The organism is Mycobacterium sp. NGS35, assembly GCF_059812855.1.
In genome coordinates, this window is the sequence record NZ_JCALDL010000001.1 from 344426 (window position 1) to 369586 (window position 25161).

Annotated in this window: 21 protein-coding genes and 1 pseudogene; 10 read left to right on the forward strand and 12 right to left on the reverse strand. The window is 68.3% G+C overall.

All coding sequences use genetic code 11. The features are described from left to right. Nucleotides 1-254 precede the first annotated feature (254 nt). Nucleotides 255-707, forward strand: a complete 453-nt coding sequence (locus AC5Y4C_RS01725; RefSeq protein WP_499964268.1) for a tRNA (cytidine(34)-2'-O)-methyltransferase — start codon at nt 255-257, stop codon at nt 705-707. A 25-nt stretch (nt 708-732) separates the two neighbouring features. Here the strand turns inward: AC5Y4C_RS01725 and AC5Y4C_RS01730 are convergent, their stop codons facing one another. Next, the gene (locus AC5Y4C_RS01730; protein ID WP_499964173.1) at nt 733-1380 is read right to left on the reverse strand and encodes a nitroreductase family protein; all 648 of its coding nucleotides are present in this window, start codon (nt 1378-1380) and stop codon (nt 733-735) included. Nucleotides 1381-1403: 23 nt separating this feature from the next. On the opposite strand from AC5Y4C_RS01730, the gene AC5Y4C_RS01735 reads away from it, so the two are divergent. After that, nucleotides 1404-1814 carry a TIGR03667 family PPOX class F420-dependent oxidoreductase gene (locus AC5Y4C_RS01735; protein WP_499911442.1) on the forward strand — a complete coding sequence of 137 codons (411 nt, stop codon included), beginning with the start codon at nt 1404-1406 and terminating at the stop codon, nt 1812-1814. A 48-nt stretch (nt 1815-1862) separates the two neighbouring features. Here the strand turns inward: AC5Y4C_RS01735 and AC5Y4C_RS01740 are convergent, their stop codons facing one another. Further along, complete coding sequence (locus tag AC5Y4C_RS01740) at nt 1863-5186, reverse strand: error-prone DNA polymerase (protein WP_499964175.1); 3324 nt, start codon at nt 5184-5186, stop codon at nt 1863-1865. A 130-nt stretch (nt 5187-5316) separates the two neighbouring features. On the opposite strand from AC5Y4C_RS01740, the pseudogene AC5Y4C_RS01745 reads away from it, so the two are divergent. Further along, nucleotides 5317-5397 (forward strand): annotated as a pseudogene (locus tag AC5Y4C_RS01745) (DUF899 domain-containing protein); the annotation flags it as partial. A gap of 38 nt (nt 5398-5435) precedes the next feature. Then, nucleotides 5436-6287 carry an acyl-CoA thioesterase gene (locus AC5Y4C_RS01750; protein WP_499964177.1) on the forward strand — a complete coding sequence of 284 codons (852 nt, stop codon included), beginning with the start codon at nt 5436-5438 and terminating at the stop codon, nt 6285-6287. A gap of 2 nt (nt 6288-6289) precedes the next feature. Here AC5Y4C_RS01750 and AC5Y4C_RS01755 read toward each other — a convergent pair whose 3' ends face one another. After that, nucleotides 6290-7159 carry a MaoC family dehydratase gene (locus tag AC5Y4C_RS01755; RefSeq protein WP_499964179.1) on the reverse strand — a complete coding sequence of 290 codons (870 nt, stop codon included), beginning with the start codon at nt 7157-7159 and terminating at the stop codon, nt 6290-6292. Between the two features lie 77 nt (nt 7160-7236). Here AC5Y4C_RS01755 and AC5Y4C_RS01760 point away from each other — a divergent pair, with 77 nt between their 5' ends. Together AC5Y4C_RS01760 and AC5Y4C_RS01765 are read left to right on the forward strand one after the other, a co-directional pair. Then, complete coding sequence (locus tag AC5Y4C_RS01760) at nt 7237-9243, forward strand: SDR family oxidoreductase (protein ID WP_499964181.1); 2007 nt, start codon at nt 7237-7239, stop codon at nt 9241-9243. 44 nt (nt 9244-9287) lie between these two features. After that, nucleotides 9288-10262, forward strand: coding sequence for a nucleoside hydrolase (locus AC5Y4C_RS01765; RefSeq protein ID WP_499964270.1), 975 nt, complete (start codon nt 9288-9290; stop codon nt 10260-10262). Here AC5Y4C_RS01765 and AC5Y4C_RS01770 read toward each other — a convergent pair. Continuing rightward, entirely contained in the window at nt 10253-11812 is a 1560-nt protein-coding gene (locus AC5Y4C_RS01770; protein WP_499964183.1) for a DNA polymerase Y family protein, read from the reverse strand. The genes AC5Y4C_RS01765 and AC5Y4C_RS01770 overlap by 10 nt on opposite strands. 9 nt (nt 11813-11821) lie before the next feature. After that, complete coding sequence (gene imuA' / locus AC5Y4C_RS01775) at nt 11822-12454, reverse strand: DnaE2-dependent mutagenesis accessory factor ImuA' (protein ID WP_499964185.1); 633 nt, start codon at nt 12452-12454, stop codon at nt 11822-11824. 418 nt (nt 12455-12872) lie between these two features. Here imuA' and AC5Y4C_RS01780 point away from each other — a divergent pair, with 418 nt between their 5' ends. Next, a complete protein-coding gene (locus AC5Y4C_RS01780; protein ID WP_499964187.1) occupies nt 12873-13124 on the forward strand; it encodes a hypothetical protein in 252 nt (83 codons plus the stop codon). 21 nt (nt 13125-13145) lie between these two features. On the opposite strand, the gene guaA is transcribed toward AC5Y4C_RS01780, so the two are convergent. Further along, nucleotides 13146-14711 carry a glutamine-hydrolyzing GMP synthase gene (guaA, locus tag AC5Y4C_RS01785; protein WP_499964189.1) on the reverse strand — a complete coding sequence of 522 codons (1566 nt, stop codon included), beginning with the start codon at nt 14709-14711 and terminating at the stop codon, nt 13146-13148. A gap of 29 nt (nt 14712-14740) precedes the next feature. Beyond that, on the reverse strand, nt 14741-15058 hold the full coding sequence (locus AC5Y4C_RS01790; RefSeq protein ID WP_499911424.1) for a hypothetical protein: 318 nt from the start codon (nt 15056-15058) through the stop codon (nt 14741-14743). 65 nt (nt 15059-15123) lie between these two features. Here AC5Y4C_RS01790 and AC5Y4C_RS01795 point away from each other — a divergent pair, with 65 nt between their 5' ends. Together AC5Y4C_RS01795 and AC5Y4C_RS01800 are read left to right on the forward strand one after the other, a co-directional pair. Beyond that, nucleotides 15124-15852 (forward strand): beta-phosphoglucomutase family hydrolase, encoded by a 729-nt coding sequence (locus AC5Y4C_RS01795; protein WP_499964191.1) that lies wholly within the window; start codon nt 15124-15126, stop codon nt 15850-15852. A gap of 7 nt (nt 15853-15859) precedes the next feature. Beyond that, nucleotides 15860-18211, forward strand: coding sequence for a glycoside hydrolase family 65 protein (locus AC5Y4C_RS01800; protein ID WP_499964193.1), 2352 nt, complete (start codon nt 15860-15862; stop codon nt 18209-18211). 2 nt (nt 18212-18213) lie between these two features. Here AC5Y4C_RS01800 and AC5Y4C_RS01805 read toward each other — a convergent pair whose 3' ends face one another. From AC5Y4C_RS01805 to guaB, 3 genes are all read right to left on the reverse strand, one after another. Further along, nucleotides 18214-19950: an FAD-dependent oxidoreductase gene (locus tag AC5Y4C_RS01805; protein WP_499911418.1), complete on the reverse strand. Its 1737-nt coding sequence runs from the start codon at nt 19948-19950 to the stop codon at nt 18214-18216. Nucleotides 19951-20076: 126 nt separating this feature from the next. Beyond that, nucleotides 20077-21204, reverse strand: coding sequence for a GuaB3 family IMP dehydrogenase-related protein (locus AC5Y4C_RS01810; protein WP_499964272.1), 1128 nt, complete (start codon nt 21202-21204; stop codon nt 20077-20079). A 112-nt stretch (nt 21205-21316) separates the two neighbouring features. After that, on the reverse strand, nt 21317-22882 hold the full coding sequence (gene guaB, locus AC5Y4C_RS01815) for an IMP dehydrogenase (protein ID WP_499950302.1): 1566 nt from the start codon (nt 22880-22882) through the stop codon (nt 21317-21319). Nucleotides 22883-22994: 112 nt separating this feature from the next. On the opposite strand from guaB, the gene AC5Y4C_RS01820 reads away from it, so the two are divergent. Next, entirely contained in the window at nt 22995-23399 is a 405-nt protein-coding gene (locus AC5Y4C_RS01820; RefSeq protein ID WP_499911414.1) for a DUF5319 domain-containing protein, read from the forward strand. A 7-nt stretch (nt 23400-23406) separates the two neighbouring features. On the opposite strand, the gene AC5Y4C_RS01825 is transcribed toward AC5Y4C_RS01820, so the two are convergent. After that, the gene (locus tag AC5Y4C_RS01825) at nt 23407-24546 is read right to left on the reverse strand and encodes an anti-sigma-D factor RsdA (protein ID WP_499964196.1); all 1140 of its coding nucleotides are present in this window, start codon (nt 24544-24546) and stop codon (nt 23407-23409) included. Beyond that, nucleotides 24539-25111, reverse strand: coding sequence for a sigma-70 family RNA polymerase sigma factor (locus tag AC5Y4C_RS01830; protein ID WP_499911410.1), 573 nt, complete (start codon nt 25109-25111; stop codon nt 24539-24541). Before AC5Y4C_RS01830 ends, AC5Y4C_RS01825 begins: the two co-directional genes overlap by 8 nt. Nucleotides 25112-25161 lie beyond the last annotated feature (50 nt).

Sequence of the window (25161 nt, forward strand, 5' to 3'; positions counted from 1 at the left end):
CCGCCTGCAGAACAAGCGCAGTTCAGAGGCGTTTGCCGCGCTGGAATTCTACGCGAGTGAATTCGGGTGTCCGCAGGACGGCTGGTTTTTCTTTCGGTTGTGCGCTGTTCGCATTCGTGCGCCTGTCCTTTTGCACACTGCGATCCGAATTTCTGCGTTGACGCTCGTCCGAGTCCGGCCCGTCGCCGGAGGCGAATACGATCGGATGCAATGCAAGTGACGACCTCGATCGTGCTCAGCCGTTGTTCAAGGTGATGTTCTTCTCGCCGCGGATCGCGCCGAACACAGGCAACGCAATTCGGATGGTGGCGGCCACCGGCTGCGAGTTGCACCTCGTCGAGCCGCTCGGGTTCGACCTGTCCGAGCCGAAGCTCCGACGCGCCGGGCTCGACTACCACGACCTCGCATCCGTCACTGTGCACGCATCCCTGGCCGACGCATGGCGGGCGGTTGGGCCGGCACGCGTGTTCGCCTTCACCGCCCACGCGACGGCGTCGTTCGCCGATATCAGCTACCAGCCCGGCGACGTGCTGTTGTTCGGCCCGGAGCCGACGGGGCTGGACGCGCAGACGCTGACGGACCCGCATGTCACCGCCGCAGTACGGATTCCGATGATCCCCGGGCGCCGATCGTTGAATCTGTCCAACGCCGCGGCCGTCGCCGTGTACGAGGCGTGGCGCCAGCACGGGTTTGCCGGAGGCCGCTGAGTTTCGAGGCCGACCGCGCTCGGCGTCACCAACTGTCGAAATGCACGATCTGCTCGACCGGCAGCCGCTTGGCCGGCTTGAAGTCGGTGCCCTTCGTGTAGGCGATCGGGAAGAGCCCGCCCTGGCGGTAGTCCTCATAGGGGATGCCGAGCAGCTCAGCGGCCTGCTCTTCGCCGCCGTTGATCAGGTGCAGCGTCGTCCACGCCGACCCGAGCCCCCGCGACCGCAGCGCCAGCATGTAGCTCCACGCGGCCGGAAGCAGCGACCCCCAGAACGACGCCGGGCTCTGCGACGCGTCTTCGACTGTGCCCTGCAGGCACGGGATCAGCAGCACCGGCGCCTCGTGCATGTGCTCGGCCAGATACATGGCCGACGAGACCACTCGGTCGCGCCGCTCGGCGCGGGTGTCGCCTTCGGCGTACTCGGGACCGGGCTGCGCGCCGTACCACTGGAAGTTCTTGCGGTAGATGTCGGCGAGCGCCTTCTTCTTCTCGGCGTCCTCGACGAACACCCACTGCCAGCCCTGCTGGTTGGAGCCGGTCGGCGCCTGGATTGCCAGCTCGAGGCACTCCAACAGCAACTCCCGCGGCACCGGCTTGTCGAAATCGAGGCGCTTGCGTACCGATCGTGTGGTGGTCAGCAGTTCGTCGACGGAAAGATTGAGGGGGGCCATCTTGTGGAGACTACATTCGCTTCATGGCCGAACTGACACCAGAAGTCACCGACAGGCTCTCCAACGACCACTACGGGTGGTTGACCACCGTCGCGAAGTCGGGGCAACCCGTCCCGCGGCTGGTGTGGTTCTACTTCGACGGCGACGACCTGATCGTGTACTCAATGCCCAACGCCGCCAAGGTTTCCCACATCGAGGCGCGGTCGCGAGTGAGCCTGAACCTGGACTCTGACGGCAACGGCGGCGGGATCGTCGTCGTCGGTGGCAACGCGGTGGTCGACGAGGTGGGCGTCGACCCCCGCCAAGACGGGCCGTATTGGGAGAAGTACCGCGCGGACGCGGAGCAGTTCGGGCTGACAGAGGCGATCGCCGCGTACAGCACACGGCTGAGGATCAACGTCGAGCGGGTCTGGACCACACCGACCGCCGAGTAGCGATTTCGGTGCGCTAACGTGCGCTGAGCGCCGGTTAGCGCACCGAAATCACCGGAAGTCGCGGGACTTCGAGCCGATCGCCAGCTCGATGCGGCCGATCCGCTCGGCCACCACGGTGACCGCGCCGGTGGCGTTCTGCAGCTGGCCGCGGATCAGCATGGCCGGGGCGGTCTGCGCGACGCGACGGTGCCGTGCCCACACCCCCGGCGTGCACAGTACGTTGACCATTCCGGTTTCGTCCTCGAGGTTCAAAAAGGTCACTCCCCGTGCAGTGCCGGGCCGCTGACGATGCGTCACAGCCCCGGCGATCAGCACCCGGGTGCCGTCGGGCACATTCAACAACTGGTCGGCGGGAATGACGCCGAGCGCGTCGAGATCCTCGCGCAGGAACTGCGTCGGATAGCTGTCCGGGGATATCCCGGTGGCCCACACGTCGGCCGCCGACAGCTCCAGTTCCGTCATGCCCGGCAGTGACGGGATGTGCGACGACGACCCGACGCCCGGTAGTCGATCGGGCCGTTGCGTGGCCGCCGCCCCGGCTGCCCACAGCGCTTCTCGGCGGCTGACCCCGAAACAGCCCAGCGCGCCGGCCGTGGCCAGCGCCTCGGTCTGCGGCACACTCAGCTGCACGCGCGACGTCAGGTCGAGAAGAGAAGCGAACGGCCCGTTGGCTTTTCGCTCGTCGACGATCGCCTGCGCCAGCTCGTCGCCGATATGGCGGACCGCCCCCAGCCCCAGCCGCACCTCGGTGCCGCGGTTTTCCAGCGTGGCGTGCGCGAGGCTGGCGTTGACGTCGGGTGAGTGGACGACGACCCCGTGCCGACGGGCGTCGGCGACCAGTGACTGCGGGGAGTAGAAGCCCATCGGCTGCGCGCGCAGCAGCGCCGCGCAGAACGCCGCCGGGTGGTGCAGCTTGAACCACGACGAGTAGAACACCAGCGACGCGAAGCTCAGCGAATGGCTTTCCGGGAAGCCGAAGTTGGCGAACGCCTCCAGTTTTTCGTAAATCCGGTCGGCGACCTCGCCGGTGATGCCGTGGCGCTGGCGCATGCCGTCGTAGAACCGGCCCTTGAGCCGCTGCATCTTTTGGGTGGAGCGTTTGGAGCCCATCGCACGTCGCAGCTGGTCGGCCTCGGCAGCGGTGAACCCGGCGCAGTCGACCGCCAGCTGCATCAGCTGTTCCTGGAACAGCGGCACTCCCAACGTCTTTCGCAGCGCCGGCTCCATCGACGGGTGGTCGTAGGTGACGGGCTCTTCGCCGTTGCGGCGTTTGATGTACGGGTGCACCGAGCCGCCCTGGATCGGGCCGGGCCGGATCAGCGCCACCTCGACCACGAGGTCGTAGAACATCCGGGGCCGCAGGCGCGGCAGCGTGGCCATCTGCGCGCGCGACTCCACCTGGAACACACCGACCGAGTCGGCCTTCTGCAGCATCTCGTACACGGCGGGTTCGGATAGATCGAGCTTGGCCAGGTCCACGTCGATACCCTTGTGCTCGCGCACCAGATCGATCGCGTAGTGAAGCGCCGAGAGCATGCCGAGGCCGAGCATGTCGAATTTCACCAAACCGATTGCTGCACAGTCGTCTTTGTCCCATTGCAGTACACTGCGGTTCTCCATGCGGGCCCATTCCACCGGGCACACGTCGGCGATGGGCCGGTCGCAGATCACCATGCCGCCGGAGTGGATGCCCATGTGCCGGGGCAGGTTGGAGATCTGCAGCGCAAGGTCGATCACCGGCTCAGGAATGTCTGCCACATCGGGGGACTGTGCCCCATTTTCTGGGCGAACCCCGTTCCACCGGCTGATCTGCTTGCTCCACGCATCCTGCTGCCCTTGCGAAAACCCAAGCGCGCGAGCCATATCCCGTACCGCACTGCGGCCGCGGTAGGTGATGACGTTGGCCACCTGCGCGGCGTAGTCACGGCCGTAGCGGTCGTAGACGTACTGGATCGCCTTCTCACGCAGGTCCGACTCGATGTCGATGTCGATGTCGGGCGGCCCGTCGCGTTCGGGTGACAGGAACCGCTCGAACAGCAACTCGTTGGCCACCGGGTCGACGGCGGTGACCCCGAGCGCATAGCAGACCGCGGAGTTGGCCGCCGATCCCCGGCCCTGACACAGGATGCCATTCTGGCGGCAGAACCGTGTGATGTCATGCACCACAAGGAAATACCCCGGGAACTTCAGCGCCTTGATCACCTCGAGCTCATGTTCGATCTGCGCGTAGGCCCGCGATGCCCGCTCCGGCGGTCCATACCGCTCACGTGCTCCTGCCATGGTCAGATGCCGCAGCCAGCTGTCCTCGGTGTGCCCGTCGGGTACGTCGAACGGCGGCAGTTGCGGTGCGATGAGCTCCAGCGCGAACGCACACTGCTCGCCCAGGTCGGCGGCGGCCGTCACCACCTCTACGGGAAACAGCCGGGCCATCTCCGTACCGGAACGCAGATGCGAACCCCCTAGCGGCGCAAGGTATCCGGCGGCCTCGTCGAGTGAGTGCCGAGCCCGGATCGCGCCCATCGCCATGGCCAGCCGCGCGCGGGACGGTTCGGCAAAGTGTGCGCCGGTGGTGGCGACGATGCCCACCCCGGAGCCGCCTGGCCGGCGACATCCAAGCCCGAACTTGGGTGCCAGCGCCGCCAGCGCCGCGTTGTGTTCGTCGTCAAGCGGCTGACCGTGCGTCGTCAACTCGATACTGACTCGCCTCTGCCCGAACCGGTCCACCAGATCGGCCAGCGCCTTTTCGGCCGCCTCCGGTCCATGGGCCCTAAGTACCTGGCGCACATGGCCTTTGCGGCATCCGGTGAGGATGTGCCAGTGCCCGCCCGCGGCCTCGGTGAGCGCGTCTAAGTCATACCGCGGTTTGCCTTTCTCGCCGCCGGCCAGATGCGCTTTGGACAGTTGGCGTGACAGCCGCCGGTACCCTTCGGGTCCGCGGGCCAGCACCAGAAGGTGCGGTCCGGGCGGGTCCGGGTGCTCGGTGCGCGGGGTGTTCGACAGCGAAAGTTCCGCACCGAACACCGTGCGCATGCCCAGTTCCTTGGCGGCTTCGGCGAAGCGCACCACACCGTAGAGGCCGTCGTGGTCGGTCAGCGCGATGGCGCGCAGGTCCAGCCGGGCGGCTTCTTCGACCAGCTCTTCGGGAGTGCTGGCGCCGTCGAGAAAGCTGTAGGCGGAGTGAGCATGCAACTCGGCGTAGGGCACTTGAGATGACGCCGGCTGGACGTCGGGCCGAAGGTAGGCGCCGCGTTTACGAGAGGCGGCCGGTCCGCCGAGGTCAAGGGGATCCTCCAACGGCGCGCCGGCGCGGCGGGGCTTGCTGTTGAGCACCCGCTCGATCTCGCCCCAGCTCGGCCCGGTGAACCATCCCACCGAGCCATGGTATCGAACTGATGTTCGACCACAAGCACACACGGGCGATTACGGTGCGTTTTCGTGCGCTGAGCGCCGGAAAACGCACCGAAATCACCGCAGATCGCGATGAAAATGGCGCTTTCAAGGGCCCGAAGGCTGGCCGAAGAGGCCCACGTACTCCGGCTGGCTGGACTCCCCGACGATCGCGCAGCGCTACGGGCAGGGCTAACCGAACGTCACCGACGGCGATCGGCGATGATCGTTGCCGTGGCCGAGACGCTGACCGACATCCTGGCGCTGCTCGACCTGCAACCGGCCGGTCACGACGCGTTCATCGGCCCACAGCCCGCCGACACCCGCAACACGCGAGTCTTCGGGGGCCAGGTGGCGGCGCAGGCGCTGATGGCGGCCGGGCGCACCGCGCCCGACCGTGTTCCGCACAGCGTGCATCTGTATTTCCTGCGCCCAGGTGACCCGCGAAAACCGTTGCAGTACAACGTCACCCGGCTTCGTGACGGCGGCACATTCTCGGCTCGCGCGGTTGCGGTCACCCAGGGCGACGACCGGGTCATCCTCGAAGCGCTGGCGTCGTTCAGCGAGCCCGTCGACGGCATCGACTATCAGCAGCCGATGCCCGCCGTGCCACCGCCAGAAGCGTTGCAGCCGTTGGAGATTCAGCTCGCTGATTACGCGGACGTGCTCGACGGATTCTGGGTGCAGCCGAGGCCGGTGGAGATGCGCTACGTCGACCCGCCGCCGTTGCTGGCCGCGGACCTCCCCGCCGCGCCGGGCCCGCAAGCCCGACTGTGGTTTCGTGCCCCGGGCGACGTGCCCGCCGACCCCCTGACCGCATACGGTCTGCTCGCCTACATCAGTGACTGGTCGATCCTCGATCCGGTGCTGTATCTGACGCGACGTCCGCCGGTGGCAGGCAGCATCGCCTCACTGGACCACGCGATGTGGTTTCACCGCGCGCCGGACTTCTCGGATTGGCTGCTCTACGAACAACATTCGCCCAGCGGCATCGGCGCACGCGGGCTGTCCAACGGCGCGATCTACAACAGGGCCGGACAACTTGTCTGCACGGTGGTGCAAGAGGGATACCTGGGCCGGCGCTGAGCTCAGCCGCCGTACTCGGCGGTGCCGTCCTCGAGGACGACCCGGGCGTCTGACCCGTCGGGATTCGAGGCCTCGGTGCGGAACACCGCGCGTCCCGGGTCGGTCCGCCAGATCGACGTCGTCAGCGTCTCACCGGGAAACACCGGCTTCGTGAAGCGCGCACCGACGGCGGTGACCTTGTGGGCGTCGCCACCTCCGAGTTCGGCGACCAGCGCGCGGCCCGCGAAGCCGTACGTGCACAGCCCGTGCAGGATCGGCTTCGGGAACCCGGCCATTTCCCGGGCGAACCAAGGGTCGCTGTGCAGCGGGTTGCGGTCGCCGGAGAGCCGGTAGATCAACGCCTGATCATCACGCGTCGGCAGCGCGATCCTCGCGTCCGGCTCCCGGTCAGGAATCGGCGGCGCGACCGGCCGCTGGCCGGGCTGCCCGCCGAAGCCGCCCGCGCCGCGGATCACCGCGGTGGTCAGCGTCTCGGCGAGAGCCGTGTTGGTGTCCGGGTCGGTGCCAGTCGCCTTGAGCATGACGATCGCGTTCTTGCCCTCGCCCTTGTCCTGGATGTCGGCGACCTCGGAAACCACGCTCAGTTTTCCGGCCGGCGGCAGCGGCGCGAACAGCCTGATCTGCTGCGAGCCATGCAGCAGCATCGCGAAGTTGAACGTGCCGATCTTGGCTGCCGCGGCGAACGGTAGGCACGCGATCACCGCGTAGGTGGGCAGCACCTGCTGCTCGATACCGTGACTGTTCTCCGTGGTGAACGCCAAGTCGTCGACGCCCGCGCCGACGCCCAGCGCATAGAGCAGGGTGTCGCGGTCGGTCCATTCGAAGACTGTCGGATCCGTCTTGGCGCCCACGGCGTTGGGGTCGAGCGGCATGGCTGCGAGCCTAAGCGCTTAACCGAGCCCGTCACACACCATTGACCCTGCCGACGCGGGAGACGACCATGGCTCCCATGCGCTATGTCGTTACCGGCGGTACCGGGTTCATAGGCCGCCGTGTGGTGTCGAAACTGCTGGAGACGCGACCCGACGACGAGGTGGGCGTGCTCGTGCGCCGCACGTCGCTGTCGCGGTTCGAACGGCTCGCGGCGGACTGGGGCGAGCGGGCGAAACCCGTGGTGGGCGATCTCGTCGCGCCGGGTCTGGGGCAAACCGAAGAGACCCTGGCGACCCTGACCGACGTCGAGCACGTGGTGCACTGCGGCGCGATCTACAACATCACCGTGCCCGAGGCCGCGCAGCGCGCCGCCAACGTCGAGGGCACCCGCTCGGTGATCGCATTCGCCAAGCGGCTCGGCGCGACGTTGCACCACGTGTCGTCGATCGCGGTGGCGGGAGATTTCCGCGGCGAGTACACCGAGGCCGACTTCGACGTCGACCAGACGCTGCCGTCGCCGTACCACCGGACCAAGTTCGAGGCTGAACAACTCGTCCGCGACGAGCGCGGCCTGCGCTTCCGTATCTACCGGCCCGGCGCGGTGGTCGGCGATTCCCGCACCGGTGAGATGGACAAGATCGACGGGCCGTACTACCTGTTCGGGCTGCTTGCCAAACTCGCGAAGCTGCCGTCGTTCACGCCGATCGTGCTGCCGGACACCGGCCGCACCAACATCGTGCCGGTCGACTACGTGGTAGATGCGCTGGTGTATCTCATGCACCTGGCAGATCGCGACGGACAGACGTTCCACTTGACATCGCCGCAACCCATTGGACTGCAAGGTATTTACCGCGGCGTGGCCAGGGCTGCCGGGTTGCCGCCACTGGTGGGCAGTGTGCCGGGCACGCTGGCCGCGCCGGTGATGAAGCTGCGCGGGCGAGCCAAGGCGGTCCGCAATGTCGCTGTCACGCAGCTGGGTGTACCCGCAGAACTGCTCGACGTCGCCGACCTGCCCACCACGTTCACCTCCGATGCGACTCGGGAAGCGTTGCGCGGCAGCGGCATCGAGGTGCCAGAGTTCGCATCCTATGCGCCGGTGCTGTGGCGGTACTGGGCTGAGCATCTGGATCCCGATCGGGCCCGTCGCGACCACCCGGACGGCCCGCTGGTCGGCAGGCACGTCATCATCACCGGTGCGTCCAGCGGCATCGGGCGGGCGTCGGCAATTGCGGTCGCGAAGCGGGGTGCGACGGTGTTCGCGCTGGGCCGCAACGCGGCGGCGCTCGACGACCTCGTGGCCGAGATTCGTGAATCCGGCGGTCAGGCTTATGCTTTCACGTGCGATGTCACCGATTCGTCGTCGGTGGAGCACACGGTCAAGGACATTCTCGGCCGGTTCGGCCATGTCGACTATCTGGTCAACAGCGCCGGCCGGTCGATACGCCGCTCGGTGGTCAACTCCACGGACCGCCTGCACGACTACGAGCGGGTCATGGCCGTGAACTACTTCGGCGCGGTCCGCATGGTGCTGGCGTTGCTTCCGCACTGGCGCGAGCGGCGCTTCGGCCACGTGGTCAATGTGTCCAGCGCGGGCGCGCAGGCACGCAACCCCAACTACAGCGCGTACAACCCGAGCAAGGCCGCACTGGATGCGTTCTCCGACGTGGTGGCGTCCGAAACGCTTTCCGACCACATCACGTTCACCAACATCCACATGCCGCTGGTGCGCACGCCGATGATCGCACCGTCGCAGCGCCTGAATCCGCAGAAACCGATCAGCCCTGAGCGGGCGGCGGCGATGGTGGTGCGTGCGCTGGTGGACAAGCCGCCGCGCATCGACCACCCGTTCGGCACGATCGCCGAGGCCGGCAACTACTTCACCCCCAAGCTCGCACGGCGAGTGCTGCACCAGATCTATCTGGCATATCCCGACTCGCCGGCAGCCCGCGGAGTGGCCGAGCCGCAGCGCGATCCACCGCCTCCGCCGCGCCATCCGAAGCCGCCCTCGCGGGCAGTGCGCCGGTTGCGGGTGCCGCGGCCGGTCAAGCGGGCAGTGCGTCTGGTGCCCGGCGTGCACTGGTGACCGCGCCGATCTTCGCCGACGTCGACACCGGCGTCGACGACGCGATGGCACTGGTGTACCTGCTCGCCAGCGCCGAGGCGCGGCTGGTGGGCATCGCTTCGACGGGAGGAAACGTTGCGGTACACCAGGTCTGCGAGAACAACCTCGGTCTGCTGGAGTTGTGCAAGGCCGATGACATTCCGGTGTCGAAGGGCGCTGAGCAGCCGCTGAGCTGTCCGCTGCGCACCGCGGAGGACACGCACGGACCGCTCGGCCTGGGCTACGCAGAACTGCCTACGAGCCGGCGTCCGGTCACCGACTACGACGCGGCAGGGGCGTGGGTGCGCGCCGCCCGCGCCCATCCAGGCGAGTTGATCGGATTGGTGACCGGCCCGATGACGAACCTGGCGTTGGCGTTTCGGGCCGATCCGGAGTTGCCGCGGCTGCTGCGCCGGCTGGTGATCATGGGTGGCTCGTTCGAGTATCGCGGCAACACCGACGTGGTGGCGGAGTGGAATGTCAGCGTCGACCCGGAGGCGGCCGCCGAGGTGTTCGCTGCCTACTGCGGGGCACCGGAGTTGCCGATTGTCTTGGGGCTCAATCTCACTGAGAAAATCGTCATGACTCCGGCGATCTTCACGCGGCTGGCCGAAGCGGCCGACTCGGCCACGGTGGCGATGAGCGTGCTGGACGCGCGCGGTACCCGGTCGGTGGCATCCAATCCACTGATCCGGGTGCTCGAGGACGCCATGCGGTTCTACTTCGAGTTCCACTACGAGCAGGGCGAAGGGTATTTGGCGCATCTGCACGATCCGCTGGCCGCCGCGGTCGCGCTGGATCCCTCCGTGGCGCTCACGCGCACGGCGACAGTCGATGTGGAGCTGACCGGCACGCTGACGCGAGGGATGACGATCGCGGACTGGTCAGGGCGCTGGGGGCGGCAGCCGAATGCGCGGGTGGGGGTCGACGTGGATCCCGGCGCGTTCTTCGACCGGTTCATCTCGCGGGTGGGGGCATTCGCACGCCGGCTCTACTCGTAGACCCCTTCCAAATGCCAGCGCCGCTGCCGGTAGCACAGCAAGAACGCGTCGCCGGGATCGCCGTCGACGAGCACCTGGGCCCGGGCCGTCCTGGCGGCTGTGACGCTGGGATCCCACCAGCGTTCGTCGACCGGCCACGGTCCGGCCCACCAGCGCAGCGGCCCGTCACGGCCGTGTGCGACCAGCCGCGCCGGGTCGGCGGAGAACAACCCCCGACTGGTGACTCGCACTGGATTGCCTTGGGCGTCAAGGAGTTCGACGGGATCGTCGCGCAGCACGGCCGGGGACGGCTCCGGTAGTTGCCCCGGCCACGGCTGTCGCGGGTCGGCTCGGGGTACGAGTTCGTCGCCAAGCGGCACCAGGGTGATCCGCTCGGCCGGGCCACGCCCACCCGACAGCACCGGAACCTGGACCGCCTCCGGTCCGAGCAGGCCCTGCACCCGCACCAGCGCCCGTCGCGCTCGCAGCCGGTCTTCTTCCCCGATACCGCCCCACAGCGGCAGCTGCAGCGCCTCGGCCGAGACCACCTCAACGGGCTGCAGCCGCAGTGTCGTCACCGGTGCCGTGGGCCGGTCACCCGTACGGCTGTTGAGCCAGCCGTCCAGCTGCCAGCGCACCCGGTCTGCGGTGGCGTCCTCGGTCAGCGGCTCCGCACATCGCCAAACACGTTGCAGCTCTTCGCCGTTAGCGGTAACGGCGTGGATGGCCAGCCGGGTGCAACCGACGCCGGCGGACATCAACGTCTGATGCAACTGACTGGCCAGCGATCGACCGGCGAACGCCGCGGCGTCCACGCGGTCGATCGGCGGATCGCAGGTCATCACCGCGTCGAGCTCGGCCGGCGGCTCGCGTCCCGACGGGCCGCGCTCCGGCTCGCCGCGAGCGAACCGGTGCGCCACCACCGCGTCGGCGCCGAACCGGGATGCCACGTCGGTGCGCGAGAGTGTCGCGAACTGGCCGATGGTACGAATACCCAACCGCCGCAACAAGTCTGCCAAGTCGGCACGGCCGTCGCCGGATAGGCTCGGTTCGGTGGCCAGCTCGCGGATCGACAGGCCGGCCAAGAATGCGGCGTCAGCACCGGGCTCGACGATGCGTCCGGCGCGGGCGGCGAACACCGCGGTGGGCAGCTGGTCGGCGATGCCGGTCTGGCACTCGGCACCCGCCGCTGACACGGTGTCGACCAGCCGCTCGGCGGCGGCGGATTCCGAGCCGAAGTAACGGGCCGCGCCGCGGACGGGCAGCACCAGCAGACCGGGCCGCAGCACCTCCGCGCGGGGCACTACGTCGTCGACGGCGGCCGTCACCGGTTCGAAGAACCGCGCGTCACGACCCGGATCGGCGGTGACCACGTGCAGATCCGGGCAGCGGGCCTGCGATTCGCGACGGCGCAGCCCGCGACGCACGCCGGCCGCGCGAGCCGCCGCCGAGCACGCGACCACGCGGTTGGCCAGCGTCACCGCCACCGGGGCGGTGGCGGGCAGGCCGGCGGCCTTGGCGGCGGCGACCGCGGGCCAGTCCATGCACCAGATTGCCAACACGCGGGACATGACACCGCGTCAGCCCGACTGGCCCCAGGCCGCTCGGCCGGCGGTGATCTCCAGCCGCACCTTGCGGATGCGACCGCCTACCTCGTAACCGCTGACCCGCGCCTCCAGCCGCGCCTTTGCCCCCTGCCAGTCGCCGCCGGTGACCAGAAGCGTGCAGCCCTTGTTGCGGGCCCGCGCCGTCACGGCTCGGGCCCGAGACAGCGGCACCGACCGGTCGCCGAGACCGAGCACCACCAGATCCATTCCATCCAGCAGCACCGCGGCCACCTCGACGGGATCGGTGCCCGGATCGGGCACCAGCGCCAGCCGGTTCAGGTCCGCACCCATCTCCACGGCGGCCAGCAGGCCGACATCGGGCTGCCCGACCACGGCGGCATGACCGCCCGCCGCCGTTACCGCCGCGACCACTTGCAGCGTCAGCGATCGCGCGCCTGACGCCACCACTACCGAACCGCGCGGCAAAGCCCCCACCCCAGGGATCGCCAGCAAACTTTTTGCGTCCGGCATCACCCGCTCGGGCCGAGGCGGTGCCGCGTGACCGCGGGCCACCTTCCCGGACACCGCCGCGATCTGCCGGCGCAGGCGTTCTACCTGTTCAGCGCGGTCAAACGCTCGCTGATCCAGGCTTGCCGCTGCTGTCACAGCAGCACCTCCCGCACCATCCGTCACTCCTTGGTTTCGAACTGATGTTCGATACAGTGAGTAAACACCTCAGGGCTGAGGACCGTCAAGGGCGGGACGTGTCGAAGCGACCGGTCGCGGCACTGCCCGCACGACGCTGCCTGATGCTTCCGCAAAGGGCAACAATTATGAATTCAGCATGAAATAGGTGACTTCACGGTGGCTCGGCACAACAATTGCGAGCATGGCAACAGATCCGCCACCTGATCAGTTATCGCGCCGTGTAAGAACACCAACCTGATCGCGAAGACACCCGCCTCACCAGCTCTTTTCGGCTCCGACGCGTTGAATTCAGCGCATACCGATATGTCCTGAATTCGGCCGCCGACATTTCCGGCATGCCGGAAAAAATCCCTGATCCAGCACCGAAAGGAATGACATGATCGGCAAACGTGTGGGTACCGTCATGGTGGCGACGGCGTGGGCAATCGGCGCCGTCGTCTTCCTGCCGAGCTATGGCGCCGCCCAGGCAACCACATGCGCTTGTCCGGACGGTACTGTTGCGCTGCCCCCGGGCGGATTCGAAACCGTCTATCCGCGTGACCACATCATCGGCGGCGCAAACCCGTTCGTTCCGTACGGCACCAACCCCTTCGTGCCCTACGGAACGTGGGCGGGGCTGGAGTACTGACACTGTCGATTGCCGGCTGCGCTACTCCCATTCGATGGTGCCCGGCGGCTTGCTGGTGACGTCCAGCACCACCCGATTCACCTCTGGCACCTCGTTGGTGATCCGGGTCGAAATACGCTCCAGAACCTCGTAGGGCACCCGCGTCCAGTCGGCGGTCATCGCGTCTTCGCTCGACACCGGCCGCAGCACGATCGGATGTCCGTACGTGCGTCCGTCGCCCTGCACGCCGACCGACCGCACCTCGGCCAGCAATACCACCGGGCATTGCCAGATCAGGTTGTCCAGGCCGGCCGCGGTCAGCTCCTCGCGGGCAATCGCGTCGGCCCGCCGCAGCGTCTCCAGCCGCGCCGCGGTGACTTCACCGACGATCCGGATGCCCAGACCCGGACCCGGAAATGGTTGGCGCGCAACGATTTCCTCAGGCAGCCCCAATTCCCGGCCGACCGCGCGGACCTCGTCCTTGAACAACAGCCGCAGCGGTTCGACGAGCGTGAACTTCAGGTCGGCCGGCAGCCCGCCGACGTTGTGGTGGCTCTTGATGTTCGCGGTGCCGCTTCCCCCGCCGGACTCCACGACGTCGGGGTACAGCGTGCCCTGCACCAGGAACTTGACCTCAGAACCGCCCTCTGCCACCAAGTCAGCCACCGCGCCGTCGAACGCGCGGATGAATTCCCGCCCGATGATCTTGCGTTTGCCCTCGGGGTCGTGCACTCCGGTCAGCGCCTCGAGAAAGCGCTCCGCGGCGTCGACGGTGACCAGCCGCGCACCCGTCGCCGCCACGAAATCGCGCTCCACTTGGGCGCGCTCGCCTGCACGCAACAAGCCGTGGTCGACGAACACGCACGTCAGCCGGTCGCCGATCGCCCGCTGCACCAACGCCGCGGCCACCGCGGAGTCCACCCCGCCGGACAGCCCGCAGATGGCGCGCCCCGCGCCGATCTGCGCACGCACCTGCTCCACCAGGGTTTCGGCGATGTTGGCCGGCGTCCACACCGAGTCGATGCCGGCGAACTCGTGCAGAAACCGGCTCAGCACCTGCTGGCCGTGCGGGGTGTGCATGACCTCGGGGTGATACTGCACGCCGGCCAGCCCGCGAGCCCGGTTCTCGAACGCCGCCACCGGGGCACCGGCGCTGCTGGCCACCACGTCGAAGCCCTGCGGCGGCGAGGTGACGGCATCGCCGTGGCTCATCCACACCGGCTGCGTCTCCGGCAGCCCCGAATGCAGTTCTCCCCCAACGACTTTCAGCTCCGTGCGGCCGTACTCGCTGGTGCCGGTGCGGGCCACGGTGCCGCCCAGCGCCTGCGCCATCGCCTGAAATCCGTAGCAGATCCCGAACACCGGCACTCCGAGGTCGAACAGCGCGGGATCAAGCTGCGGCGCCCCGTCGGCGTACACGCTGGCCGGCCCGCCCGACAGCACGATCGCCTGCGGCTCTTTGGCCTTCAGCTCCTCGACGCTCGCGGTGTGTGGAATGACCTCGGAGTAGACCCTTGCCTCACGCACGCGACGGGCGATCAGCTGCGCGTACTGCGCCCCGAAGTCGACCACCAAGACGGGTCGACCGGGTGCGTGCGGTTTTGTCACGCGGGCCAGTCTATGGGCGGCCCGCGCCCTCAGTCCTTGCGGCGCAGCATCCAGGCCGGCACCCAATGCGTCACCGGACGGCTGTTGGCGCCGTAGCTGACCGGATATGTCACCAGCCCCCACCAGTGGCCCTGCTCGCACAGCCCCCAGCAGCACAATCGGCCCTCGACGACTTTGTGCATCTGCAACCCGGCCGGGTGATAGCCGCCGCGACGGTGCGGCTCCCGGGGAAACAGCGCGGCCAGGTCGATCATCACCGCAACAGGCGGCTCCACCGGACGAAACGCCTCGGGCACCGGTTGACCGCTGTAGCTGATCCCGCGAAGATCACCCACCCGATCGATCATACGTTCGAATCACTGCGTGCGGGAGTGAAAGAACCGCTCGGGCGGGTACCGGTAGCGGAGAATGCTTGGCGGACGAAGGAGGCGGTGTGCTGGGTCTGCCTGACACGATTCGGGCGTGTCTGTTCGACCTCGACGGTGTGCTGACGGACACCGCGAGCGTGCACCGCAAGGCGTGGAAGGCGATGTTCGACGAATTCCTGCGCCAACGGGCCGACCGCACGGGCGAGCCGTTCGTGCCGTTCGACGCGGCGGCCGACTACCAGACCTACGTCGACGGCAAGAAGCGTGAGGACGGCGTGCGGTCGTTTCTTCAAAGCCGCGGCATCGATCTCGGCGACGACGCCGTGATCGAGCTGGGCGACCGCAAGAACGCCATGTTCCAGCAGACTCTGGCCGAGGACGGCGTCAAGGTGTTCGACGGATCGCGCCGCTACCTGCAGGCGGTGCATGCCGCCGGCCTGTCGGTCGCGGTCGTGTCGTCGAGCGCCAACACCCGCGAGGTGCTCGAGGTCACGGGGCTGGACAGATTCGTGCACCAGCGAGTGGACGGAGTGACGTTGCGCGAGGAGCACATTACGGGCAAGCCCGCCCCTGACTCGTTCCTGCGAGCAGCCCAGCTACTCGGCGTGGCGCCGGCGGAAGCGGCCGTGTTCGAAGATGCGCTTTCGGGAGTGGCTGCCGGACGGGCCGGCAACTTCGGCCTGGTCGTCGGCGTCGACCGCGTCGGACAAGCAGAAGCGTTGCGGCGCAACGGCGCCGACGTCGTCGTCACCGATCTGGCCGAACTGCTCTAGGGTCCCCATGATTCCTCACGAAGCCTTCCCGGTCGAACCGTGGCACGTCCGCGAGACGCGGCTCGATCTCGAGCGGCTGGCGCAGTCGGAGTCGTTGTTCGCATTGTCGAACGGACACATCGGATTACGCGGCAACCTCGACGAAGGAGAACCGTACGGGCTGCCCGGCACGTACCTCAACTCGTTCTACGAATGCCGCCCGCTGCCTTATGCCGAAGCGGGTTTCGGCTATCCGGAAGCGGGCCAGACCGTCATCGACGTCACCAACGGCAAGATCATCCGGCTGCTGGTGGACGACGAGCCGTTCGACGTGCGCTACGGCCAATTGCTCTCGCACGAACGGGTTCTCGACATGCGCGCCGGCACGCTGACCCGCAACACGCGCTGGGAGTCACCGGCCGGCAAGAAGATCGAGCTGCGGTCCACCAGGTTGGTGTCGCTGGCCCAACGCAGTGTGGCGGCCATCGAGTACGTGGTCGAGGCGCTCGACGACTTCGTCCGCGTCACAGTGCAATCCGAGCTCGTCGCCAACGAGGACCAACCACGCACCTCACGCGATCCGCGGGTGGCCGCGGTCCTGAAGAACCCGCTCGAGGCGGTGCAGCACGAGACCACCGACAACGGAGCAATCCTGTTGCACCGCACCAGGTTGAGTGAGCTCGTCATGGCGGCCGGCATGGACCACGAGATCGAAGTGCCGGGGCGCGTCGAGTCGCACACCGAAGCCGCCGAAGACTGGGCCCGAACCACCGTGATCTGCGGGCTGCGTCCGGGCCAGAAGTTGCGGATCGTCAAGTATCTGGGCTACGGCTGGTCGAGCCTGCGCTCGCGGCCTGCACTGCGCGACCAGGCCGCTGCCGCGCTGGCCGGCGCCCGCTACAGCGGGTGGCAGGGATTGCTCGACGGCCAGCGGACCTACCTCGACGAGTTCTGGGACGCCGCCGACGTCGAGGTCCAAGGCGATGCCGACTGCCAACAGGCGGTGCGGTTCGGGCTCTTCCACGTCCTGCAGGCCAGCGCGCGCGCCGAGCGTCGTGCGATTCCCGGCAAGGGACTGACCGGCACCGGTTATGACGGCCACGCGTTCTGGGACACCGAGGGATTCGTGTTGCCGGTGCTCACCTACACCGCTCCGTCCGCGGCCGCCGACGCGCTGCGGTGGCGCGCCTCGACGCTGCACTTGGCCCAGGAGCGCGCCGCCGAGCTGGACCTCGAAGGTGCCAGTTTCCCGTGGCGCACCATCCGCGGGCAGGAATGCTCAGCCTACTGGCCCGCCGGCACCGCGGCATGGCACGTAACGGCCGATGTCGCAATGGCTTTCGAGCGGTATCGCATCGTCACCGGCGACGACTCACTGGAAAAGGAGTGCGGTCTGGCGGTGCTCGTCGAAACCGCTCGGCTGTGGCGCTCGCTCGGGCATCACGACCGCAACGGCGTGTGGCATCTGGACGGCGTCACCGGTCCCGACGAGTACACCGCGATCGTGCGCGACAACGTGTTCACCAATCTGATGGCCGCCCACAACCTGCGCACGGCGGCCGAGGCGTGCGCGCGCCACCCCGACGCCGCCCGCGCGATGGGCGTCAGCACCGAAGAGATGGCGGCCTGGCGCGACGCCGCAAACGCCGCGCACATCCCGTACGACGAGGAGCTGGGCGTGCACCAGCAGTGCGAGGGCTTCACCACCCTGGCCGAGTGGAACTTCACCGAGAAGACCACCTACCCGCTGCTGATGCACGCGCCGTACGTGCGGCTGTATCCCGCGCAGGTGTGCAAGCAGGCCGACCTGATCCTGGCGATGCATTGGCGAAGCCACGCGTTCACGCCTGAGCAGAAGGCCCGCAACGTCGACTACTACGAGCGGCGCACGGTGCGTGACTCGTCGCTGTCGGCGTGCACGCAGGCGGTGATGTGCGCAGAAGTAGGGCATCTGCAGCTCGCGCACGACTACACGTATGAAGCCGCGATGGTGGACTTGCGCGATCTGCACTCCAACACCCGCGACGGCCTGCACATGGCTTCGCTGGCGGGAGCGTGGACCGCGCTGGTCGCCGGATTCGGCGGCCTGCGCGACGACGAGGGCGTCCTATCGCTCGACCCTCACCTTCCCGAAGGCATCTCGGGTCTGCGATTCCGCTTGCGGTGGAGGGGATTTCGGCTGACGATCAGCGTCACCCACGACGACGTCACCTACGCGTTGCGCGACGGACCCCACGGTGAACTGACCATCCGCCACGCGGGCGACGAGCTGAAGCTGAGCACCGATTCCCCGTCGACCGTCGCGATCAAGGAACGCCAGGCGCTGCTGCCGCCTCCGCCGCAACCGGTGGGCCGGGAGCCGAGTCGGCGCCGCGGCTGATCTCAGCCCGCCGAGCTGACCGGCTCGATCGGCAAGCGCCGCAGCGCCGCCGGCGCGTCCGCAGGAACCACCGGGTGTTTCGGCGGCACCGGGTCGAGGCGCCGATACGGCTCACCTTGCGCGGGCCGCAGGTCGGTTTCCCCCTTGTTCGGCCACAGCGACGCCGCCCGCTCGGCCTGCGCGGTGATCGAAAGTGACGGATTCACACCGAGATTCGCCGAGATCGCAGCGCCGTCGACCACCGACAGCGTCGGATATCCGTACACCCGGTGGTACGGGTCGATGACGCCGGTCTCCGGGCTGTCGCCGATCGCGGCGCCACCCAGGTAGTGGGCGGTCAGCGGGATGTTGAACAACTCTCCCCAGGTGCCCCCGGCCACGCCGTCGATCTTCTCCGCGACGCGCCGGGTGACGGCGTTGCCGACCGGGATCCACGTCGGGTTGGGCTGGCCGTGGCCCTGCTTGCTGGTGACGCGGCGGATGCCGAGCTTGGTGCGCTTGGTGAACGTCGTGATCGAGTTGTCCAGGTGCTGCATGACCAGCATGATCATGGTCCGCTCGCTCCAGCGCCGGGCGTTGAGCAGCCGAATCGTGCCGCGCGGGTTTGCGGCGACCTGCTGGAAGAACTGCTTCCAGCGCGGCACGTCGGTGCCCTCCGGCCCGTCGCCGTCCGTCATCAGCGTCTGCAGCAGACCCATCGCGTTGGAGCCCTTGCCGTAACGCACCGGCTCGATGTGGGTGTCCGGGGTCGGGTGGATCGACGAGGTGATCGCCACGCCGTGGGTGAGGTTCAGGTCCGGGGTGACCTTGTAGCGGCCGGCCCCGACGATGGATTCGGAGTTGGTGCGGGTCAGCACGCCCAGCCGGTCGGAAATCCTGGGCAGCTTGCCCTTGTCGCGCATCTTGAACAGCAGTCGCTGGGTGCCGTAGGTGCCTGCGGCCAGCACGAGGTGGCGCGCGGTGAACGACTTTCGCTGACGGCGCACCCACCGGCCGGTGACGACGGTGTCGACGCGCCACGAGCCGTCGGGCTGTTCTTCGAACCCGGTGACCGTGCGCATCGGAAACACCTGCGCCCCAGCAGATTCCGCGAGGCCAAGGTAGTTCTTCACCAACGTGTTCTTGGCGCCGTAGCGGCAGCCCGTCATGCACGAGCCGCATTCGATGCAACCGGTGCGGTCGGGCCCGGCGCCACCGAAGTATGGATCGGCCACGGTCTTGCCGGGTGCCTTTTTGCCGTCGGGACCGAAGAACACCCCCACCGGCGTCGGGGTGAACGTATCGCCGACGCCCATCTCGTCGGCGACCTCCTTCATGATGCGGTCGGCGTCGGTGAACGTCGGGTTGGTGACCACGCCGAGCATTCGCTGCGCCTGCTCGTAGTGCGGCATCAGCTCGGCTCGCCAGTCGGTGATGTGCGACCACTGGCGGTCGGCGAAGAACGGCTCCGGCGGCACGTACAGCGTGTTGGCGTAGTTCAGCGAGCCGCCGCCGACGCCGGCACCACCCAAGATCATCACGTTGCGCAGCAAGTGGATGCGCTGGATGCCGTACATGCCCAGCTTCGGCGCCCAGAGGAATTGCCGAAGATGCCAGGACGTCTTGGCGAACTCGTGGTCGGCGAAGCGCCGGCCGGCTTCGAGCACGCCGACGCGATACCCCTTCTCCGTCAATCGCAAGGCGGTGACGCTGCCGCCGAAACCGGAGCCGATGATGAGAACGTCGAAGTCAGGCTGCATAGAGCCAGTATTGCCGTACCCATGGGTAACAAACCAGAGCGGGTTGGCGGTTGATCTGCGCGAGCAGACACCAACTCGCACGGATCGGCCTCGGTTAACGCGATTGCGCGTCTGCTCGCGCAGGCGTCAGCGGCCGACGGTCAGGCCCACCTTCTGGAACTCCTTGAGGTCGCAGTAGCCGGCCTTGGCCATCGACCGGCGCAGCCCGCCGACCAGATTCAGCGACCCGAACGGGTCGTCGGAGGGGCCGCCCAGCACCTGCGCCAGTGACGGCCGGTCCCCCACCGCGACCTGGAGCAGCGCGCCCCGAGGCAGCGACGGATGCGCGGCCGCCGCCGGCCAGAACCAGCCCTCGCCCAACGCCTCGGCCGCCACCGCCAGCGGGGTGCCGAGCACCACCGCGTCGGCGCCGCAAGCGATCGCCTTCGCCAGATCCCCGGATGTGTGGATGTCGCCGTCGGCCAGCACGTGTACGTAGCGGCCGCCGGTTTCGTCGAGGTATTCGCGACGGGCCGCGGCGGCGTCGGCGATCGCGGTGGCCATCGGCACGCTGATGCCCAGCACCTCGTCGCTGGTGGTGACTCCGCTGGTCGAGCCGTAGCCGACGATGACGCCCGCCGCGCCGGTGCGCATCAGGTGCAGCGCGGTGCGGTGGTCGAGCACGCCGCCGGCGACCACCGGCACGTCGAGTTCGGCGATGAACGTCTTGAGGTTCAGCGGCTCGCCGTCGCGGGCGACCCGCTCCGCGGACACGATCGTGCCCTGGATGACGAGCAGGTCGATGCCGGCCTGCAGCAGCACCGGGGTCAGCGAGCGCGCGTTCTGCGGGCTGACCCGCACTGCGGTGGTGACGCCCGCGTCGCGCACCCGCGCGACCGCCGCGCCCAGCAGATCCGGATCCAGCGGCGCGGCGTGCAGCTGCTGCAGCAGCCGGATCGCGGCGCCAGGCTCCGGCTCCTTTTCTGCGGCCTCGACGACTTGCGCGATCTTGGCCTCGACGTCGGCGTGCCGGCCAATGAGCCCTTCGCCGTTGAGGATTCCCAATCCGCCGAGCCGGCCCAGCTCGATCGCGAACTCCGGGGAGGCCAGCGCGTCGGTGGGATGCGACAGCACCGGGATCTCGAACCGGTACGCATCCAGTTGCCAGGCGGTGGAGACGTCCTTGCTGGAGCGGGTGCGCCGCGACGGCACGATGTTGATGTCGTCGAGCTCGTAGGTGCGGCGGGCGGTGCGGCCCATGCCGATCTCGACCATGTCTCGCATGCGTTAGTCCCGGGTCTCGGCGAGAGTGACGTATTGCAGAGAACGTGCGAGAAGCAGCCTGCAAAACGTCACTCTCGGCGCGTTGCTCATCGAAAAGTGTGCCTCAGCGGCTGTAGTAATTCGGCGCTTCGACGGTCATCGTGATGTCGTGCGGATGGCTTTCCTTCAAGCCGGCCGCGGTGATCCGCACGAACTGCGCGTGCTGCAGGTCCTCGATGGTGGCCGAGCCGGTGTAGCCCATGGCCGCACGCAAGCCGCCGGTCAGCTGGTGGATGACCGTGGCCAGCGGGCCGCGGAACGGCACCCGGCCCTCGATACCCTCGGGCACCAGCTTGTCCTCGGAGAGCACGTCGTCTTGGAAGTAGCGGTCCTTGGAGAACGACTTGTTGTCGTCGCGCCCGCGCATCGCGGCGATCGACCCCATGCCGCGGTAGCTCTTGAACTGCTTGCCGTTGACGAAGATGAGGTCACCGGGCGCTTCAGCCGTGCCGGCCAGCAGCGAGCCCAGCATCGCGGTGGATGCGCCGGCAGCCAGCGCCTTGGCGATGTCACCCGAGTACTGCAGGCCGCCGTCGGCGATCACGGGTACCCCGACGGGCGCGCAGGCCGCGGCCGCTTCGAGGATCGCCGTGATCTGCGGCGCCCCGACGCCGGCGACCACGCGAGTGGTGCAGATCGAGCCGGGCCCCACCCCCACCTTCACCGCGTCGGCGCCTGCCTCGACCAGCGCGGCGGCCCCGCTGCGGGTGGCGACGTTGCCGCCGATGACCTCCACCTTGTCGCCGGCCTCGGCCTTGAGCTTGCCGACCATTTCCAGCACCAGGCGGTTGTGCGCGTGGGCGGTGTCGACCACGAGCACGTCGACGCCGGCGTCGACGAGCGTCATCGCGCGCACCCAGCCGTCGTCGCCGGTGCCGACGGCGGCGCCGACCAGCAGCCGACCGTCGCTGTCCTTGGTGGCCAGCGGATGCTGTTCGGTCTTGACGAAGTCCTTGACCGTGATGAGCCCCGTCAGCCGGCCCTGGCCGTCGACAATCGGAAGCTTTTCGATCTTGTTGCGCCGCAACAGGCCTAGCGCTGCGTCGGCGGAGACGCCTTCGCGGGCGGTGATCAGCGGCGCGCGGGTCATGACCTCTGCCACGCGCTTGTTCTGGTCCACCTCGAAGCGCATATCGCGGTTGGTGATGATCCCGACGAGCGCGCCGTCGTTGTCGACGACGGGCAGGCCTGAGATCCGGAACCGCGCGCACATCGCGTCGACCTCGGCCAGCGTATTGTCCGGCGAGCACGTCACCGGATCGGTGACCATGCCCGCCTCGGACCGCTTGACCATTTCCACCTGACCGGCCTGTTCGGCGACCGCGAGATTGCGATGCAGCACACCCATGCCGCCGGCGCGGGCCATCGCAATCGCCATGCGCGCTTCGGTGACGGTGTCCATCGCGGAGCTCACCAGCGGCACCTTGAGCCGGATCTTCTTGGTGAGCTGACTGGAGGTGTCGGCGGCAGCAGGGACGACGTCGGAGGCGGCCGGCAGCAGCAGCACGTCGTCGAAGGTCAGCCCCAGCATGGCGATCTTGTTCGGGTCGTCACCGCCGGTGTACACCGGCGTGTCGTCCCGAAGCGAAGCAGCCGAACTCACCGTGGTACGGCCGTCTGTGATCGACATGGAAAGGCCTCCATCGGCGCCGGGGGCTAGGCGCCCATCCTATCCGTACGGACCCGACCGCTGCGGGCGGCGCGGCTGGCGGAATATCGGACAGTCCCCGTAATGTAGAGACGTGCGCGACCATCTTCCCCCGGGTTTGCCGCCCGATCCCTTCGCCGACGATCCGCTGGACCCGTCGGCCGCGCTGGACGCCATCGAGCCCGGTCAGCCGCTGGATCCCCAGGAGCGCACCGCGGTCGAAGCCGACCTGGCCGACCTCGCGGTGTACGAGGCGTTGTTGGCGCACAAGGGAATTCGCGGCCTGGTGGTGTCGTGCGACGAATGCCAACAGGATCACTACCACGACTGGGACATGCTGCGCGCCAACCTGTTGCAGCTGCTTGTCGACGGCACCGTGCGGCCGCATGAGCCGGCTTACGATCCGGAGCCCGACGCGTACGTCACCTGGGATTACTGCCGCGGGTATGCGGACGCCTCGCTGAACGAGGCAACTTCTGATTCCGACAACTACCGCTGAGCCGCCGCTAGCGGACGATCGGACCCTCCGACGTTTGCGGAGAGGTCGTCGGCGTCGCTTGGGACTGTGTGGTCGCTGACGCCTCGGACGGCGTGGGCAGCGACCGTGCTGACGTCGAGTTGGTCGTCGGTGCCGCTGTCGTCGGAGTCGCCTTCGCCGTGGGCGACGGAGCCGCGGTCGCCGACGCTGTCGCGGTGGGTTCCGGGTTGCCGACCTGCGGCAGCTGCGACGTCGGCACCGGACCCGTGGGCGTGGGCAACGGTGCGCTCGGCGTCGGCAGCGGACCGGTGGGCGTCTGTGCCGGCAACGTCGCGGTCGACGACGGACCCGTCGGCCTGGACGTCGGCGTCGGCCTGGACGTCGGCGTCGGCCTGGACGTCGGCGTCGCCTGCGAACTCGTCGGCGACGGACTCGTCGGAACTGTAGTCGTCGGCGTCGGCTGCGGCGTGGCCTCGCCCGGTGTGGTCGGCGGCAGCGACGACGTCGTGGGCACCTCCACCGCGGGCACCGGCAGAAGGGTCAGCGGCGATGAGGGCAGCGGCGGCAACGGTTGTCCCGGCGGCGGCAGTGCGGCCTCGGGATCACGCTGAATCACCTTGACAGTCAACGCGTTGTATTGCTCGACCAGCTGCTGCTTGCTCGCGACGTCGTCGACGCCCTGCACGGTGGAGGACAGCGTGGACAGCTTCGCCTGCGCCTCGCCCCACTTGCCCTGCTGCACCAGCTGCTGCACCTGTGCCAACTCGGTTTTCGCCGCCAGCACCACCGCGTCGTCGCGGGTCTTGGTCGACTCGCCGAACAGCATGGTGTGCAGGCCGTAGAGCGAATCGCCGGGCTTGGCGTCGTACACCACGGCGCCGAAGCCGCCGACGCCCAGCACCGCGGCCGCCGCTGCTCCTACCACGGCGAGCCCAAAGCGGTTGCGGCGCGGCGCTTTTCGGGTACCGGCCAGTGCCGCGACGGCCTGGTCAAGTGTCACGACATGCGCGTCGGGCCGGCTGCGCACCTCGTCGCGCCACGCGCCGAGCATCGCCGACAGCGGATCGACCGGCGACATCCGCGCACCGGACGACAGCGCGTCGACAAAGCGATCGGTGCGCACGACGGCCTCGAAATCGGGCTCGGCGGGCCGATTGAAGTCAGGCATAGCCCGCCCCGATCATCTCTTCGCGCAGCCGTGTCAACGCCCGATGCTGCGCGACCCGCACGGCACCCGGCGAGCTGCCGACGGCTTCAGCGGTCTCCTCAGCTGACAGCCCGACGACCACCCGCAGAATCAAGATCTCGCGTTGCTTCTCGGGCAGGACGGCCAACAGCGCGTTCATCCGGGCCGACGCTTCGGCGTCCAGGGCCATCTGCTCAGGACCGGCCTCGAAGGTGGGGCGTTCGGGGATGACGTCGGTGGGTTCGGCACGGTTGCGCGCGACAGCCCGGTGGGCGTCTGCCACCTTGTGAGCCGCGATGCCGTACACGAACGCCAAGAAGGGCCTCCCCTGGTCCCTGTAGCGAGGCAACGCCGTGATGGCGGCCAAGCACACCTCCTGAGCCACATCGTCTGCTGACAGACCGCTCCGCTCCGCCGCACCCAACCTTGCGCGGCAATACCGCACGACGATCGGCCGAACGATCTCCAGCACTTCCCGGAGTGCGCCACGATTACCTGCCACCGCGTCAGCAACGACAGCTTCGAGGCGATCTCCCGAATTTGTCATCGACGACGGCGTCCCCAACGTTACGAGCCGAGCGCTTCTCGGCGACTTAA